Annotated in this window: 16 protein-coding genes; 8 read left to right on the top strand and 8 right to left on the bottom strand. The window is 66.4% G+C overall.

Annotated elements, in window-relative coordinates:
* Positions 1–31: 31 nt before the first annotated feature.
* Positions 32–1,102, bottom strand: a complete 1,071-nt coding sequence (locus BJP08_RS01880; RefSeq protein ID WP_071567997.1) for an ROK family protein — start codon at positions 1,100–1,102, stop codon at positions 32–34.
* Between the two features lie 134 nt (positions 1,103–1,236).
* On the opposite strand from BJP08_RS01880, the gene BJP08_RS01875 reads away from it, so the two are divergent.
* Positions 1,237–2,928, top strand: a complete 1,692-nt coding sequence (locus BJP08_RS01875) for a DUF885 domain-containing protein (RefSeq protein ID WP_071567996.1) — start codon at positions 1,237–1,239, stop codon at positions 2,926–2,928.
* A 4-nt stretch (positions 2,929–2,932) separates the two neighbouring features.
* On the opposite strand, the gene BJP08_RS01870 is transcribed toward BJP08_RS01875, so the two are convergent.
* Positions 2,933–3,958: an AbrB family transcriptional regulator gene (locus BJP08_RS01870; RefSeq protein ID WP_071567995.1), complete on the bottom strand. Its 1,026-nt coding sequence runs from the start codon at positions 3,956–3,958 to the stop codon at positions 2,933–2,935.
* Positions 3,959–3,983: 25 nt separating this feature from the next.
* On the opposite strand from BJP08_RS01870, the gene BJP08_RS01865 reads away from it, so the two are divergent.
* Positions 3,984–4,730 carry a TSUP family transporter gene (locus tag BJP08_RS01865; RefSeq protein ID WP_071567994.1) on the top strand — a complete coding sequence of 249 codons (747 nt, stop codon included), beginning with the start codon at positions 3,984–3,986 and terminating at the stop codon, positions 4,728–4,730.
* Positions 4,731–4,737: 7 nt separating this feature from the next.
* Entirely contained in the window at positions 4,738–5,328 is a 591-nt protein-coding gene (locus BJP08_RS01860; protein ID WP_177221700.1) for a TetR/AcrR family transcriptional regulator, read from the top strand.
* A 16-nt stretch (positions 5,329–5,344) separates the two neighbouring features.
* Here the strand turns inward: BJP08_RS01860 and BJP08_RS01855 are convergent, their stop codons facing one another.
* The gene (locus BJP08_RS01855) at positions 5,345–6,808 is read right to left on the bottom strand and encodes a basic amino acid/polyamine antiporter (protein WP_071567993.1); all 1,464 of its coding nucleotides are present in this window, start codon (positions 6,806–6,808) and stop codon (positions 5,345–5,347) included.
* A gap of 53 nt (positions 6,809–6,861) precedes the next feature.
* Between BJP08_RS01855 and BJP08_RS01850 the strand changes: the two genes are divergently transcribed.
* On the top strand, positions 6,862–7,545 hold the full coding sequence (locus BJP08_RS01850; RefSeq protein ID WP_071567992.1) for a Rib/alpha-like domain-containing protein: 684 nt from the start codon (positions 6,862–6,864) through the stop codon (positions 7,543–7,545).
* Here the strand turns inward: BJP08_RS01850 and BJP08_RS01845 are convergent.
* Complete coding sequence (locus BJP08_RS01845) at positions 7,511–9,703, bottom strand: ATP-dependent RNA helicase (protein WP_071567991.1); 2,193 nt, start codon at positions 9,701–9,703, stop codon at positions 7,511–7,513. The two genes, BJP08_RS01850 and BJP08_RS01845, sit on opposite strands and share 35 nt — an antisense overlap.
* Positions 9,696–10,262 carry a sugar O-acetyltransferase gene (locus BJP08_RS01840; protein ID WP_071567990.1) on the bottom strand — a complete coding sequence of 189 codons (567 nt, stop codon included), beginning with the start codon at positions 10,260–10,262 and terminating at the stop codon, positions 9,696–9,698. The genes BJP08_RS01845 and BJP08_RS01840 overlap by 8 nt, the downstream gene beginning before the upstream one ends.
* Positions 10,263–10,514: 252 nt before the next feature.
* On the opposite strand from BJP08_RS01840, the gene BJP08_RS01835 reads away from it, so the two are divergent.
* Genes BJP08_RS01835 through BJP08_RS01820 form a run of 4 tightly spaced genes read left to right on the top strand, consistent with a single transcriptional unit; the run spans position 10,515 to position 12,657 of the window.
* Positions 10,515–11,240 carry an SDR family oxidoreductase gene (locus tag BJP08_RS01835; RefSeq protein ID WP_071567989.1) on the top strand — a complete coding sequence of 242 codons (726 nt, stop codon included), beginning with the start codon at positions 10,515–10,517 and terminating at the stop codon, positions 11,238–11,240.
* Positions 11,241–11,269: 29 nt separating this feature from the next.
* Positions 11,270–11,602: a heavy metal-binding domain-containing protein gene (locus BJP08_RS01830; RefSeq protein WP_071567988.1), complete on the top strand. Its 333-nt coding sequence runs from the start codon at positions 11,270–11,272 to the stop codon at positions 11,600–11,602.
* 2 nt (positions 11,603–11,604) lie between these two features.
* The gene (locus tag BJP08_RS01825) at positions 11,605–11,892 is read left to right on the top strand and encodes an RNA-binding S4 domain-containing protein (protein ID WP_070477226.1); all 288 of its coding nucleotides are present in this window, start codon (positions 11,605–11,607) and stop codon (positions 11,890–11,892) included.
* On the top strand, positions 11,893–12,657 hold the full coding sequence (locus tag BJP08_RS01820; RefSeq protein WP_071567987.1) for a VOC family protein: 765 nt from the start codon (positions 11,893–11,895) through the stop codon (positions 12,655–12,657).
* A 706-nt stretch (positions 12,658–13,363) separates the two neighbouring features.
* Here BJP08_RS01820 and BJP08_RS11970 read toward each other — a convergent pair.
* From BJP08_RS11970 to BJP08_RS01805, 3 genes are read right to left on the bottom strand one after another with little or no spacing between them, the layout of a single operon-like run.
* Positions 13,364–14,167 (bottom strand): hypothetical protein, encoded by an 804-nt coding sequence (locus BJP08_RS11970; RefSeq protein ID WP_071567986.1) that lies wholly within the window; start codon positions 14,165–14,167, stop codon positions 13,364–13,366.
* Complete coding sequence (locus BJP08_RS01810) at positions 14,161–16,011, bottom strand: M13 family metallopeptidase (protein WP_071567985.1); 1,851 nt, start codon at positions 16,009–16,011, stop codon at positions 14,161–14,163. Before BJP08_RS01810 ends, BJP08_RS11970 begins: the two co-directional genes overlap by 7 nt.
* A gap of 44 nt (positions 16,012–16,055) precedes the next feature.
* Positions 16,056–16,940, bottom strand: coding sequence for a cutinase family protein (locus BJP08_RS01805; RefSeq protein ID WP_071567984.1), 885 nt, complete (start codon positions 16,938–16,940; stop codon positions 16,056–16,058).
* Between the last annotated feature and the right edge of the window lie 17 nt (positions 16,941–16,957).

Here is a 16,957-nt window from a genome sequence, read left to right as displayed (position 1 = left end):
ACTACACCTAGCCTGTAGAAATGCGTCAAATCTAGACTAGACAGAGCGGTTCACGTAGCACCCTGTCCAGTGCAACTGCGCGCGCGATGTCCCGCACGATCTCGCGGTGCGAGGGGATCATGCGTAGCTGCGGGGTGTGCTCGGCCTCGCCGACCACAGTGCGGGCGAACATCGCCGGCGCCTGGGGGTCGTCGATGAACGCGCTGCCGGCGATGACGACGGTGCTGGGGGAGTGGGCGTCGGCAAGTGTGGCAACGAGCGAGCCGAGGCCGCGAGCGCGCTGGTCGAGCGCCTGGCGCGTGGTGGGCTGCTGCTCCGCGAGCGCGACAACCTCCTGCAGCGACTGTATGGCGGGCTGCCCGATGGTGTCGAGGAGCCCCTGCGTGGTCAGGTGGTCGCTGGTGACGTCGATGGCCATCACACCCGTCGGGGTGGACATGGCGCAGGCCAGCGAGTCGTCGGCGAACAACGCCATCACCGGCGGAGTGTCGATGTCCAGGCTCGATTGCATCTCCGAGCCGACGATCGCCTGGCTGATCGAGACGACCTCGACGGGCACGCCGAACTGCTCGCGCATCTGCTGGCGGATGGGCACCCCATACCAGCCGAGGTTGGCCGCGGTGACCTCGCCGTCCTCGTTGACCGTGCCCGAGGTGGTCACACCAACCGTCGCGAGTGTGCGGCCCATCCCGGCGGTCAACCGGTGCAGGCCAGCCATGATGTGCTGCACGAAGTCGTCCGGGCTCATGTGGGCGACAGGGATGTCGACGTCGATGCTGCGTAGGGTGCGCCCCTTGAGGTCGAACAGGGCGATGTAGGTGCTTAAGGTGCCGACGGCCACCCCGGCGTACAGCCAGGTTGGCTCCCCGAGCTCAAGTGGCATGGTGGGGCGGCCCCGGCCGGTGGACTCGGAGAGGTCGCTGCGCTCCACGATGTAGCCGGAGTTCGCCAGCGCGGCGACGGCGCGGGTGATGGTGGGCTGCGAGAGGCCGGTGGCCGCGATGAGGTCGCGGCGTACGCACTGTTCCTGCAGGCGAATGAGGTGCAGGCACTTGGCGGCCGGGGTGGTCGGGTGATGGAACGCAGTCCTTGTCGCGGGCATGTGAATATATGTACCCGGCACTAGACCGCTTTGTCCAGTTCTCGAGGTGGGATGGGCTCTTTTGGTAGACAATGCGGTTTGTCTGGTGTGTAGGGGTGCGCGGAAAACGGCTCCCTCGGTTACACTGCCTACCCATGACCAATCCTTTGCTTGAGGACCACGCGTCCGAGTCCGAACGCGAGCCATCGCTACTCGACGCCACCTGCGAAGACTTTCTCTACGACCTCGCCGAGCTGATCCCCACCCTGGCAACGGAAATCGGCCTCGAGGGCCACGACGGGGACCTGCAGGACTTCAGCCCGGACTACTACAGCGCCGTCGCAGATCGGATCCGCGACGTCGTTGCCGACGTGGACGCCCTCAACGACTCCACGGACGCCTCCGACGACGAAGACGACTTCGACGACGTCGACAACCTCACCGCCGCGCTGCTCCGCGACCGGATGGCCTTCAAGCTGGAACTCCACCACCAGGGCGAGGACCTGCGCCGCCTCAACAACATCGACTCGCCGGTGCAGACCATCCGGGACTCCTTCGCGCTGATGCCGAAGGTGAGCAAGGAGGATTTCGAGCACATCGAGTCGCGCCTGTCCAAGGTGCCGACGGCGCTCGCGGGCTACCGCGCGTCGCTTTCGGAGGCGGCGTCGGCAGGCAACGTGCCGGCCTACCGCCAGATCGAAGCCGTCATCAAGCAGTGCGGCGACCTCGCCGACGACGACAGCGTCTTCGACCAGCTCGGCCTGCCGGAGGACTCGGCCGTCGTCGAAAAGGCGAAGGCAGCCTTCGACGAGATGGCCACCTGGCTGTCCACCGAACTCGCGCCGCACGGCCGCCACGACGACGCCGTCGGCCGCGACCGCTATGAGCTCTTCTCCGAGTTCTTCCTCGGCCGCGACATCAACCTCGACGAGGCCTACACCTGGGCCAAGGAACAGTTGAAGGAAACCGTCGCTGAGCAGCGCGCGCTCGCGCAGAAGCTCTACGGCCCCGACGCCACCATCCTGGGTGCCTACAAGCGCCTCAACGAGGAGGAGCGCTACACGCTGCGCGGCACCGACGCCCTGCTGGAGTGGATGAACTCCGTCAACGACACCGTCATGCGGGACCTCGACGGCGTCGACGTCACCATCCCGGAGGGCCTGCACAAGGTCGAGTGCGCAATCGACGACGCCGGCTCCGGCGGTATCTTCTACACCCCGCCATCCGACGATCTGATCCGCCCCGGCACCATGTGGTGGTCCGTGCCGGAAGGTCAAGAAGTCTTCCATACCTGGCAGGAGCTCACCACCGTCTTCCACGAGGGTGTGCCGGGCCACCACCTGCAGATCGGCACCGCGATCATGCAGCGCAACGACCTCAACCTGTGGCGCCGCACCGCGTGCTGGAACGCCGCGCACGGCGAGGGCTGGGCACTCTACGCCGAGGAACTCATGGGGCAGCACGGACACTTCGACGACCCAGGCTTCCGCATGGGGCTTCTCGACGCCCGCCGGCTCCGCCTCGCCCGCGTCATGATCGACATCGGCGTCCACCTGAAGAAGACCACCCCGGACGGCACCGGCGTGTGGGACGCCGCCTACGCCAAGGCCTTCCTGCGCGACAACTCCGCAATGCCGGAATCCCACATCGCCTTCGAACTGGACCGCTACCTGGGCTGGCCCGGCCAGGCGCCAAGCTACGCCATCGGCTACCGCGACTGGTGCTCACTGCGCGACAGCGCCCTGGAGCAGGGCATGACGCTGCGTCAGTTCCACGACAAGGCGCTCAAGCTCGGTTCGATGCCGATGGACATGCTGGCCCACGAGGTGCTCAACCACCACGACTAGGCCGCTAGCCGTTCCGCCTGCGCTTCTGCCAGCCGATCAACTTCGGCAGGTACCCTGCGAACAACAGGATGCAGATCAGGCGGATCAGCTGGATCGCCACGACCGCCGGGCCAACCCCGCCTTCTGCGGTCAGCGCCAGCACCGTCTCGAGTGCGCCTGGCGTGGTGGCCAAGTAGCCCTCGTAAAAGCTGATGTTCAGCCACAGCGTCAGCAGCCAGCCCACCCCGGCGCAGGCCACCATGAGGCCCACGATGTAGGCGATCGTGATCGGCAGCAGGCGGGAGAACTGCTTCAACGCCGGGACCGACAGGCCACCGCCGCACACCCAGCCGAGGCACAGAAACGCCGCGATGCTCAGCGGCTCCGGCGGCACAATCGTCACTTCCATCAAGGAGCCCACCACGGCGGTGAGGATCATCGGGCCGAAAATCGACGGGCTCGGGATCCGCAGCACCTTCGCAATCGGCTGGCCAACCACCACCAGCGCGGGGACCAACAACCACATCCACCAGTAAGGATCCAGGTGCCCGGTGATGGAGCCATGTTTCGTGGTCAGCAGCCCAGCGACCACCGGCAGCGTCATCGACACGACCAGCAGGCGCAGGTACTGCGTGAGGGCGACGTAGCGGACGTCGGCACCTATCTCCTTCGCGATGACCGGCATGAGCGACGCACCACCCGCGAGCAGCGACAACACCCCCGTCTCCTGTGAGACCCCCTTGCGCGCGAGCACCGCGCCGCCCACGTACGCCAACCCGATCATGCTCGCCGTAGCCACCAGACCAGGCAGGATGAATGGCAGGAGTTGCCCCAGCGGGATGCCCACCAGCGGCAGCGCCGCCAGCACACCGATCACGCCGCGGGTGAACTGGAACAAATACTCGTTGACTGGCAGGTCGCGCCCGCTGCGCAGCGCCACCGCCCCCGACGCGACGATCGCCCCCAGAATCCACGCGGCCGGCAAATGCAGTGCGCTGAACGTCCAACCGAGAGCAACTGACACCGGGACGACAACACACCAACGAAGCATGGCTGTTGATACTACTCTTTAGCTCATGATTGTCGCCCTGTTGATTGCATCACTGGTCGCCGGATGGATCGACGCCGTTATCGGCGGCGGTGGCCTGGTGCTGATCCCGGTGTTGATGTCGACCACCGGCATGCCCGCAGCCGCCGTCCTGGCGACGAACAAGTTCGCAGCGTTCACCGGCACCTCCTCCGCCGCGGTGACCATGGTGCGTAAAGTCGGGGTGCCGCGCTGCACGTGGGGGTTTGCGCTTGCCGCGATGTGCGCTTCCGCCGGTGGCGCGCTCGCCGTCGCGCTCGTCAGCGATTCCGTGGTGCGCCCGCTCATCATCGTGTTGCTGCTGGCAGTGGGCATCTTCGTCGTGTGCAAGCCCAGCTTCGGTGAGGAGGGCAACCGCATCCTCACGCCGCGCCGGGTGGTGCTCGGCGCGGCGGCGGCCCTGCTCATCGGGGGTTACGACGGCATCTTTGGCCCCGGCACCGGCATGTTCCTCATCATGGCGTTCACGGCCGTCTTCTCCCAGACCTTCCTCGAATCCGCGGCGATGGCGAAAGTAGTCAACACCGCGACGAACATCGGCGCGCTGAGCGTGTTCATCGCCGGGGGCTACGTGGACTGGTCATTGGCTATCGCGCTCGCCATCGCCAACGTGATCGGTGCGCAGCTCGGGGCGCGCACCGTGCTGCACGGCGGGTCCAAATTGGTCCGAATCGCCTTGTTGACGCTCGTAGTTGTTCTCTGCGCCCGGCTTGGCTGGCAAGAATTCGTGCAATAATGACGGCGTGGAAGAGAAGCAGAAGATTCTTAGGCCGGCTCGCAGGGCCGCAACCGAGCAGAAAATTTTCGCGTCGGTGCTGAGCATTGCCCGCGATCGGGGTTTGCATTCTGTAACGATCGACGAAGTCGTGGCGGATTGTGGCGTCGCAAAGACGACGATCTACCGCCGCTACGCCGACCGTCGCGAGATGATCACCGCAGCGCTGGATTCGATCGCGATCCAGATCCCGATCTACCTCCCCACCACGCGCGCCGAGTTCGTGAAATACATGATTGAACTGCAGCACTACCTTGACGAACAGCTGGGCGTGCGGCTGATCGGCTCCATCATCGCTAGCGCGGAGCCCTTCGTGTCCCAGTGGCGCCTGCGCCTCGAGACCGAGATCCTCGAGCGGATGGTGGAGGGGATCCGCAAGGGGATGGACAAGGGCCTGTACAACCCGAACATCAACCCCTACGCTTTCGTGGGCATGCTGCTCGGCGGCATCGTGATGCGCCAGGCGTTCAGTGAGGCGTCCGCGGAGCGGCACGCCGAAAACACCGCGACGGTCCTGTGGCCACAGCTCGCCGTGGACCCGGACCGCCGCAACGACTAGAGCTGCCTAAAGCTGCCTAGAGCTGCAGGGAGCCGTTGGCCAGGCCGACCACGGCTGCGATTGCGCCAACAACCACGATCGCCACAACAACCCACTCGAAGCTGTTGAAGAGGCGTTCCTTGTTCGCGATGCGCGTCCACACGTACGGGATGATGCCCGGCACCACAGCGAGCGCGCCGAAGAGCACGTAGACCGGGTCGGCGGCGTAGATCAGCCACATCGAGTAGATGAAGCCGACGGCGCCCACGATGAGGTGGCGCTGATTGTCGCCGCGGCTGACCTCCGGGCCGGAGTCGTCGAAACGGATGCCGGCGTTCGGGTGGGTGAGCCCCTTGCCGCGCACCGCGAGCAGGATGAGGTACAGCGAGGAGAAAATGTACGGCAGTAGGTACATGATGGTCGCGAGCTGCACCATCGCGTTATAGGACGTCTCGTTGGCGAAGAAGATGATCACGAACAGCTGGATCACCACGGTGGAGATCAGCTGCGCGCGGAACGGGGAGCCCGCTTTGTTTGCGACGCCCAGCGATTGCGGCAGCAGGCCGTCGTTCGCCATGAGCACGATCGGTTCGGCGCACAGCATCTGCCAGGACACGTACGCGCCCAGCACCGACAGGCACAGGCCGATAGAGATGAACACGCCACCCCACGGGCCGACGACCGCCTCAAGCACCGCACCCATCGAGTTTTCCGGCAGCGCCGCCAGCTCCTCCTGGGTGAGCACGCCGTAGGAAAGCGTGGATACCAGGACCAGCAGGAACAGCACGGACAGGAAGCCAATAATGGTCGCGCGGCCCACATCCTTGCGGGTTTTGGCCTGCTTGGAGTACACCGATGCGCCCTCGATACCGATGAACACCCACACCGTGTACAGCATGATGCCCTGGAGCTGCTGCGAGAACGGGATGGTCGATCCCTCGCCCCAGAAGTCTAGGGTGAACTTGTCCCAGGAGAAGCCGAGGAAGGCGACCAGCACGATGAAGCAGAGGATCGGCACCAGTTTGGCCACCGTGGTGACCACGTTCATCACGGCCGCCTGCTTCACGCCGCGGGTCAGCATAATGAAGATGCCCCACGTCATCACGGAGACGGCGATCGCGAGCACCCACCGGTTGTTGAGCGGCGCGAAGTAGTAGGCCACCGTAGAGAAGAACAGGGTGGCGTAGCCGACCTGCGCCATCACGGAGCCCAGCCAGTAGCCCAGGCCAGAGGTGAACCCGATGAAGTCGCCGAGGCCCGCGCGCACGTAGGAGTACACGCCCGAATCCAGGTGCGGCTTGCGACGCGCCAGGATCTGGAACACGAACGCAATAGAGAGCATGCCCACCCCGGCGATCACCCAGCCGATGAGCATTGCGCCGGGGCTTGCCACGGAGCCAATATTTTGCGGCAACGCAAAGATGCCGGAGCCAATGGTGGAACCAATAATGAGTGACACCAGGGTCCACATGGTCACCGTGTGTGAAGGGGCATTAGTCATGGAGAATAAGTTACCTTATGATGAGAGCCGTGAAGCGTCGAAGGAGGTCGGTCATGCGTGGCCGGATTACAGCAGCTGCGTGTGCAGTCATGCTTGCCTGCACCTCCCCACACGCCGTGGCGGTAGAAGCTGCGCACGGACAGGCGATCGTGCAGGGCAACTACCCCGTTACCACCGTAACTATCGGTAGCACGGAAACCCTACCCCCACCTTTGCCCAGGGGCCAAGCCTGGTTCAGTGGCACGAGTATCCCCAGCTGGGCGCACCTTTCCGAGGCGGATGGCGCAATTGAGCTCGCGCCTTCATTTGATGTCGACCCTGGCGATTACCAGTGGCCGGTCGTTGCCCACTACGGCGACGAATCCACCGAGATCATCCCGGTCCGCGTCACCGTGGCGAACCCCGGCACCGACGAGGGCGTGGCGCCAGGCTTCCTGAAGCCACTCGGCATTGAGCAGATCACCCCGAAGTGCTCCCAGACTTCCCTCGCGGTGGGTATTCCGCTGCTGGCGATGATCCCGCTCGGCTTTGCCACCCAAATGGGGCTACCGATCGTTGCCCTGCAGGACAGCATCAACCTGCAGATCACAAACTTGCCACAGCCGGTGAAGATCCACCTCAAGCCGCGTCAGTACAACCGCCGCAGTGCGGACCTCGGCATCGCGGCGGTGTTGACCGTCGCGGGCCTTGTCGGCGGCGGCATCATTTATTCATCGTGCGCTTCGTCCGAGAAGTAGGCGTCGCCGTCCACGGGTCCTCCGGCCACGGGTGCTTCGGGTAGCGCCCCCGCATCTCCTTGCGTACCTCCTGGTAGGGTCCGTTCCAAAAGCTGCGCAGGTCGTCCGTGACCGCCAGCTCGCGCCCGGCGGGTGAGAGTAGGTGGAACAGCACCCGCTGCCCGCCAACCACGGGTGAGTCCGCGAGCCCGAACGCCAGCTGCAGCTTTAGCCGCACCACGGGCCGACCTGTCGAGTAGTCGAGCTTGCCCTGCGCGATGCGCGTCGGCGCCAGCTCGTCGAGCTTTGAGGCCTCCGGCCACGGCAGTTGCCGCATCAGCGCCTGCCGCATGTCCAGCTCCCTTATCGACGCCCCCCTCGCCAACTGCGCCACCTCCAGCGAGTAATCGCCCTTCGTCACGTCCGGCCACGGCTCGCCGACGGTGGCGTGCAGGAAGTCGAGGCGCTGCTTGAGGGCGGAGGCGGCGTCGTCAAGCGTGAAATCCTCGAAGCTGATGTCGCGCAGTGCTGCCTCCACCTCGTGGGGTTCGGGGCGGATCGGGGTGGCGCTCAGCTCGATGGCGCCGATGGCTTTCACCCTACGTGCGCGCACTTTCCCATCCACGAGCGATGCGCGCACGTGCTCCTCGACGCGCTCCTCCGGCATCGCGAGCGGTTCCGCCGCGCGGATCACCGCACCCCGCGCCGTGCGCTGTACCTCCGCGGCCGCGATCCACTCCGGGGTGCCGATCGGCGCGTCCAGCCGCGCCCTCGTCCCCGAGGCGAGTAGGTACTCGCCGCCATCGCGCTTAGCCACCCACTGCGGGTATGCCGCCGCGATCACGTCGCCCGGTGGCACCGGCGCTGACTTGTGCACCAGTCTGGCCAGGCGTTTCGCGGGCTGGTCAGCAAGCTTGGCTACCGTGTCCGCCGCTCCCGAGCCGAACTTCACCAACGCGGCCCCCAGCCGCGGATCCACCGGCATCCGCACCAGCTTCTCGCCGAGAGCGGTGATGCGGTGCCCACCGTCCAGCGCGCCGATCAGCCGCAGCGTTTCCTGCGCCGCCGCCAGGTGGTGCGCCGGGGGAGGGTCGAGCAGCGGCAAGTCTGGCGACGCCCACGCCGCCAACTGCAACGCCGCCTGCGTGAGGTCACTCGTCGCGATCTCCGGGGCCGCATCCGGCTGGAAGTGCTGGTAGTCCGCCTCCGAGTAGGCCCGCACCACCGTGCCGGGCCCCAAGCGGCCCGCGCGGCCCGCCCGCTGATCCGCGCTGCTCTTCGCCGCGGAGACCGTCACCAAGCCGGTCATCCCGCGGGCATCGCGTCGCGGCACCCGGCTCAACCCGGCATCCACCACGCGGCGCACCCCCGGCACCGTCACCGAGGACTCCGCAACGTTCGTCGACACGACCACCGAGGCATCCCCGTACAACGCGGCGTCCTGCTCCGCGGAGGACAAGCGGCCGTGGAGCGGAGCGGCGTCGTCAAGAAAACTGGCGACGAGCTCCACCTCCCGCACCCCCGGCACGAACACCAGGGTGCGCTCCGGCGCCTCCGCGAGGGCCGCCACATGCCGGTAGAACTCGCGTGAACCCTGCATCCGCCCCGCGTGCGGCGCATAGGACACCTCGACGGGGTACGTCGCCGCCTCCGTGGACAGCACCGCGGCGCCCATGTGGTCGGCGAAGCGGCGCGCGTCCAACGTCGCCGACATCGCGCACAGGTAGAGGTCATCGCGCAGCACGGCCGTCTCCATGCACATCGCCAGCACCAGGTCGGTATCCAGGCCGCGCTCGTGCACCTCATCGATGATCACCGCGTTGACACCCTCAAGTCCAGGGTCCTGCAACAGGCGGTTCAGCAGCACACCCGGCGTCACGAACTCCACCAGCGAACCATCCTGATGCTCACCGCGAATGGAGTAGCCCACCCGCTGCCCAAGCCGCGACCCATCCAGGTCCGCCAGGCGCTTCGCCGCCGAACGCACTGCCACACGCCGCGGCGCCGTGACCAGCGTCTTCCCGCGCATATTCGCCACAGCCGGCGGCACCAGCGTCGTCTTACCCGTCCCCGGCGGCGCCTCCACCACCAGCGGCCCCGTGCACGGTAGCCCGCCAATCACCTTCGCGACGGGCAGCCCTTCCCCAATCTTGCCCAGGTCAAACGCGCGCTCAGGCATCCCGCTCAAACCTCCGCTTCACGACGCCCGGCACCCCCGCCACCAGACAGTCATCCGGCACGTCCTTCGTCACCACAGTGCCCGCGGCCACCACGCAACGATCGCCCACCGTCACACCCGGCATCACCATCGCGCCCGCCCCGAACCAACAGTCCTTCCCAATCCGAACCGGCTGCGCGCGCTCCCACCCCTCAGCCCGCTTCACCGCATCCTCAACCGGGTGACCCACCGTAATTAGCTGGCAGCCCGGCCCGAACATCGACCCGTCCCCGATGGTTACCTCCGCAATATCGAGGATGACGCAGTTGAAGTTCATGAAGCACCCCTTACCGAACCGGGTGTTCACCCCATACTCCACATGCAGCGGCGCGAACAGGCCTGGCACGTGCTCACTGTTGGAAAACACCTGGTGTAGAAGCTCGTTTGCCCTCGGCTGGTCGGTGTTGCCCAGGGCGTTGACCTGGCGCATCAGCTCGAATGTCCGGGCGTGTTGGGCGTCTGCCTCCTCACCGCCGGGAAGGTACCACTGACCCGATCGCATCTGCTCCATCGAATACATACCCGCCAGGGTACCGGGGTGTGTAGCCCCTACGGCCCCGCCTGCCGCTCCTCGCGCCCCTTGTGCCCGGAAAAGTTCCCAAGAGCACCGTGAAACCGGGACCTTTTTTCGTGGACATGCGTCGCCACCTGGGGAAACCCAGCAGCAGGTCGACGGGAATGGGCTTGAAATCCAAAATGGTTCCCGATCGCGGGAACTATTTCAACGAGCATCGGTCCGAGCCGAGCCCGCACGAGCGCTACACTGCCACCCATGACAGAGACAACGACAACGAAAGTAGCCGTAGTAACGGGAGGCTCCGCCGGGATCGGGGAGGCGTGTGCTCGGGCGCTCGCCGCGGACGGTTGGAAGGTGTACGTGGCGGCGCGCCGGGTGGAGCGCTGCCAGGCCATCGCGGACGAGATCGGGGGCGTGCCGGTGCGCCTCGATGTGACGGATGAGGCGAGTGTGGCGGAGTTGGCGTCGATAATTGAGGGGCCGGTGGGGCTGCTGGTGAATAATGCGGGTGGCGCGAAGGGCCTCGACCTGCTTCGCGACGCCAACCCCGACGACTGGCAGTGGATGTACGAGACGAACGTGCTCGGCACCATGCGGGTGACGAAGGCCCTGTACCCGCGCCTGCTGGAGGCGTCCGGGCTGGTGGTGAACATTGGGTCCGTGGCCGGCACTGATGCGTACAAGGGCGGCAGTGGCTATAACGCGGCGAAGTACGGGCTGCGCGGGATCACGCGGGCGTTGCGCCGGGAGGAGGCGGAGAACAACATCCGTGTCACGGAGATTGACCCGGGACGGGTGAAGACGGACTTCTCCCTGAACCGTTTCGCGGGCGACGCGGAGCGCGCGGACGCGGTGTACGAGGGCAAGTTGAACTTGACCGCGGAGGACATTGCGGAGGCGGTGCGTTGGGTGGCGAGTCTGCCGGCGCACGTGAACATTGATACGTTGTCGATCATGCCGACTGACCAGGCTGAACGCTAAGTGTCTGGGCGGTGGCTTAGACTGGCTGCATGATTCTAAGCACTACTAATTCCGTCGATGGGGGCACCATCGCTGAGTACATGCGCATTGTGGGCGGCGAGGCGATCGTCGGCATGAATGTGTTCAAGGATTTCGCGGCCGGGATCCGCAACATCGTCGGTGGCCGCGCCGCTGCGTGGGAGGCTGAGGTGGTCCGCGCCCGCGAGGAGGCCCTGAACGAGCTGTGGCACCGCGCAGCGGAGATGGGGGCTGATGCGGTGGTTGGCGTGAAGGTGGACTACGAGTCCATGGGCGCCGACGGTGGCATGATGTTGGTGTCCGCGGTGGGTACTGCGGTGAAGCTTGCTCCGCCGGTGGTGTAACCATGGCGTTTGATGTGGTGATTTCGGGGGAGAGCATTAAGCTCGGCCAGTTTTTGAAGGTGGCCAACCTTGTGGAGTCTGGCGGGCACGCCAAGGAGCTCATCAACGCCGGCGAGGTGAGTGTCAATGGGGAGGTGGTGCGTGCGCGCGGGCACCTGCTTTTCGACGCCGACTCCGTCACCGTCGGCACCCAGACCGCGACCGTGAGCACCGGCGGGGATGACGGCGACTACTTCGACGAGCGCACCGCCAACGACGATTTCGATCCGGAAAAGTGGAGGAACATGTAGATGCCTGCGTTTCAGGGAACACCAGGGATGCCGTACTGGCAGGACTGTTTGACCAAGGACGTGCAGAAGTCCGCGTACTTTTACTCGAAAGTACTCGGGTGGGACGTCACGGGTGAGACGTACCGGGTTGCCCGGAAGGACGGCCTGCCGGTTGCGGGCTTCGTGCCGACCAAGCAGGAGCGGGACCTGTGGGTGACGTACTTCATGGATGCGGATGGCTCGATTGAGTCGCGTGTGGAGTCGCTGGGCGGCAAGGTGCTGAGCTCCCAGGAGGTGGACTTCGGGGTGATGACGGTGTGCGCCGACCCATCCGGTGGCCTGTTCGGCCTGATGCGGCCCGCGGGGGAGGACGCCTTCGTCGCCGCTGGTGAGCCGGGGGTGCCGGTGTGGTACGAGTGCGTCGCGCCGGATGAGGCCACGGTTGACTTCTACGGTGAGCTGTTCGACTGGGAGATGCGCAAGGAGACCGGCTACTACATTGCGCTGCAGGAGGGCGCGGCGTTCCTGGGCCTGCGTCTGGACCCGCGCCTGAAGCAGCACGGCCTGGCGGCGGTCTGGCACTCCTACTTCGGCGTCAAGGACGTTGAGACGGCATCCCACGCGGTGCGCATGGGCGGAGGCCAGGTGCTGGCTGGCCCGACGGTGAGCCCGTTCGGCCCGATGCTCGGGGCGAAGGACGCCACCGGCGCGAACGTGTACCTGTGCGAGGTGCCGGAGCCGGTCAGTGAGGACGTCAGCGAAGCGGACTCGATCCTGAACCTCTAGGGCGCGAAGCACCGTGTTGAAGAAGTGGATTGCGGCGCTACTGGTGTGCGCGCTGATGCCTGCGTTGCAGGGCTTTCACGTGAACCCCGGCTACACGCGGGAGCGCACTGCGTTGGCGGTGGTGCACCCGGACGGTCGGGTGTCGATCTCCCCGGCGGGCGAGGAACCCCGCGCCGCCCTGTCCTTGGCCAAGCTCTACCTGGGCTACTGGGTGCTCTACAACGGCACCAAGGAGGAGAAGGCGCAGGTTGAGGAGATGGTGCGCGTCTCCAACGACGCCATCGCAGAGGAGCTCGACGCCCGCTACCCGCAGGCGATCGACGAGATCGCTGCCGACTTTTCACTGGAGCGCACGCAGCGCGTCGGGGCGTGGGGTACTACGTTGACCTCGGCGAGGGACGTGGCCACCTTTGTCGCGGCGATCCTGTGGGACCCGGTGGCGGAGCCGCTGCTGGACGGGATGCGTCGGCAGTCGCTGGTGGCCTCTGACGGGTTTGGGCAGCAGTTCGGCACTGCGCGTCTGCGCGGCGTGGAGGGTTCCAAGATGGGCTGGGCCAACGAAGCGTCCACCGCAACCGCCTCGGTGTCTTGGGGCACCACGCTGGATGAGACGTGGGCGGTGGCGGCGCTGACGAACGGCAGCGCCTACCACAACACCGTCGACGTGCGGCGTGGCGTCGTGCAGCGCCACGACGCCACACCCGCGTCAGCCTTCGGCAGGAGCAAGTCCGGCAAGAAACTCCGCGGCATCGAGGACCTTGCGCCGGTACTGGGCCGGGGTGGCAATCACCCCGGTGGAGACGTACTCTTTCACTTCCGCCCCCTCGACTGAGGGCTGTTCCCAAGCCGCGTCGGACGCGCGCTGGAGCAGCACCTTCGCGTCAGCTTCCGCGAAGGCCCCAGCTGACCCGGCGGCTTCGGTGGCTTCGGTGGGGAAGGTGAGCACGTAGGCGTCCGCGCCCGCAGGCAGCAGCGCGCACGAGGCGCCCGTTCCCCACACAGCAACCACATCCGCGCCCTCTTGGCGCGCGGCGTGCACGGCGGCGGCGACGTCGGCCGGGTCGTCCACGTCGTAGGCGCGGGCCCCGGCCTGCTCGGCGCAGGCGGCAACCTCGGGGCGCCAGGAGAACTCGCGGGCGTCCGCTGGCCCGTCGTAGCAGGACACCACCCACACGCCGCCCTTGACGGGCGCCTTGGAGGAGGTGAACAGCTGGCCCAGCGGGGCGTCCTCAACCGAGACGTCCCCGGTCAGGGCCACGCCCGGCATCTGGTGGTCCACCGCGGAACCCAGCATCAGCATCGCGGCGTGCGTAATCCGGTCCGGCAGCAACGCCAAGTACTGCGGGGAGTCCTCGTAGGACGCCTCGATGTAGGACACCAGCTGCGCGAGCTGCTCGGACTCCGGCAGGGTGCGCTCCACGCCACCGACCTGGAACTCTTCGGAGCCCTGCTCATTGAGCGGGTAGTGCGCGCCCTCCTCGCCGGGTTTCAGCGACGATTCGTCTACCATATCTTCACCCGATCCTCCGGGGCGATCCACATCGGGGAGCCGGGCTCCACGTCGAAGGCCTCGTAAAACTCGTCAACGTTGGAGGCGATGACGTTGCAGCGGAACTCGTTCGGCGAGTGCGGGTCAATCGCCAGCAGCTGCGCCGCCATTTCCGGCCGCGCCTTCGAACGCCACACGCGGGCCCACGCGAGGAAGAGCTCCGCCAGGTTCGGCTCGACGTTATTGTCCTCGCAGTAGAGCTGGTACGCCACCACCGCGATACCAAGTCCACCCAGGTCGCCGATGTTCTCGCCCAGGGTGAACTCGCCGTTGACGCCCGCGACGTCCTGGCCTTCCAGCACGGAAGGCACCAGACCCTGGAACTGCACCACCAGCTTCGCGGTGCGCTCCTCGAAGTGGGCGCGGTCCTCGTCGGTCCACCAGGAGTTGAGGTTGCCGTGGCCGTCGTAACGCGAGCCTTGGTCGTCGAAACCGTGGCCGATCTCGTGCCCGATCACGGCGCCGATCGCGCCGAAGTTGCGCGCCGGGTCCGCCTCCGGGTCGAAGAACGGCGGCTGGAGGATCGCGGCGGGGAAGGTGATGTCGTTGACCACCGGGTTGTAGAACGCGTTGACGGTCTGTGGCGTGGTCACCCACTCGGAACGGTCCGAGGGCTTGCTGACCTTGCCCAGCTGGTAGTCGTGCTCGAAGGCGGCGCCGCGGCGCACGTTGGCCACCAGCTGCTCGCCGGAAGGGTCAAAGGTGAGGCCCTCGTAGCTGCGCCAGGTTTCCGGGTAGCCGATCTTCGCCTGGAACAGGCGCAGCTTCTCCAGGGCGCGCTCGCGCGTCGCCGGGGTCATCCACGGAAGTGTGCTGATGCGCTGCTCGTAGGCCCGAACCAGGTAGTCCACCAGGGAGAGCATCTGCTCCTTCGACTCGGTGGGGAAGTGGCGCGCCACGTACTCCTTCCCGATCTCCTCGCCGACCAGCGACTCCACCAGGCCGACGCCGCGCTTCCAGCGGTCACGCTGCTCCGTCGCGCCGGACAGCACCGTGCCGTAAAACTCGAAGTTGGCGCGCCCGATCTCCTCAGTGAGCACGCTCGCGCGGGAACGCAGCACGGTCCACGCCGCCCACAGCTGCCAGTCGGCAAGCGTTTCGGGGCGAAGCATCGTCGCTAAGTCCTCGGTGAAGGAGGGCATCATGTTGATTACGCGGCCGTCGCGAAGCCCGGCGCCGCGCAGCAGCGTCACAATTATCGACGGCAACTCCGCCAGCTCCACCGGATTGTAAGTAGCCATCGCGTCCCGGCTGCGCACCACATCCCAATGGCTGGCCGCCACCTGGGTTTCCAGGTTCATGATGCGCTGCGCCGCCACTTCAGGCGTGAGCCCCAGCAGGTAGGCCGGGTCCAGGAACGCCAGCATGCGGGCCACGTGCTTCTGGTATGCGGCGCGGGTCTCCGCGTGGGCTTCTTCCCGGTAGTAGGCCTCGTCCGGCAGGCCAAGGCCGGATTGCACCAGGTAGGGCACGCTGTCCTCGCCCTGGGAGTCCTTCTCAACCCAGAAGGCGAGCGGGGAGCCAACACCCGTGCGGTCGAGCACGCCCAAGTTGTGGGCGAACTCCTCGATGTCTTTCACCGCGATGAGGTCCAGGTCCGGCTGCAGGGGCGCGGTGCCTGCGGCGTTGATGGCGTCGGTATCCATGAAGGAGGCGAACAGGTCGCTGGTCTCCGAGACGATCGCGTGGACGTCCTCCTCCGCCTTGTCGCGCAGGGCGTAGAAGGAGCCGTCGATGCCGCGGTCGGCCGGGATCTCGTGGGAGTCGACCCACTCGCCGTTTACGTGATGAAAAAGATCATGCATGCCCACAACTCTAACGTGTGGGGCGGACATGCGCGTTGACGGGACTAGCGGTGGTTGGCGATCCAGTTCGCGGCCTCAAACTGCTGCGGCAGCGTGTAGGACCCGTGGGCGCCGATCGAGCGGACGATGCTGCTCGTACGCCCGTCGTTCGCGCGCGCGATGTCAACCACCCAGCCCGGCATCTCGCCACTGCTCAGGTTGACGTCCATCGCAGGGTCGACGATCTTGCGCTGCTCCTCGGATGGGGAGCACACGATGTCGCCGGTGTTGCAGATTTCCAGCACCCGTTCGCCCAACTCGCCGTAGCCGCCCTCCAGCTCGCCGAGCGCACCCCGCACGTGTGGCGACGTCCCCGCCGAGAGCACCGCGCCGTTACCGCCCTGGTAGGGGGTGGAAAACAGCGCGGCCGAAGCGACCCGTTCCTTCGCGATGGGGCCGCGGTCATGCGCGATGTTATTGAGCATCCGCGACACAATGTCCGCGCCCAGGGAGTAGCCGGTGAAGCTGAAGCGCGCGTTCGGGCAGGCGTGCGCGATGCCCGCAACGGCCTTCTTCGTCTCCGCGTAGCCGCGATTCGACGCCGTCCGGTACTGCGTAGTGGCGAACGGGGCGGCGTCGTACGCGATCCACAGCGGCTGGACTTGGCCGCCTGTAAACAGCTGGGTGAGCACACCCGTGAGCCACACGTTCCCGCCGTGCGGCAGGTTGCGCGGCAGCCCAGGCATCGTATTGACGCCACCCGGCACCGCAATCAAGTACTCCGACTTGCAGCCCTGCGACTTCAGCAGGCTCGGCAGGCGGAACGACGGCGCAATCGGCGCCGGCAGCTGCAGCTGTTGCGCAGATGCAGGCGCCGCCGCACCAACCGCGACAAGGGCGGCGGCAGCGGCGGCAACAAGTAGGGAGCGGAGGGATGAGAAAGCGCGCATGGCGCCTCATCTTAGCG

This window comes from Corynebacterium sp. NML140438 (assembly GCF_001875725.1).
Classification (GTDB): Bacteria; Actinomycetota; Actinomycetes; order Mycobacteriales; family Mycobacteriaceae; genus Corynebacterium.
The sequence above is the reverse complement of the archived record's forward strand: the minus strand, read 5'-3'. Positions and strand labels throughout refer to the sequence as shown.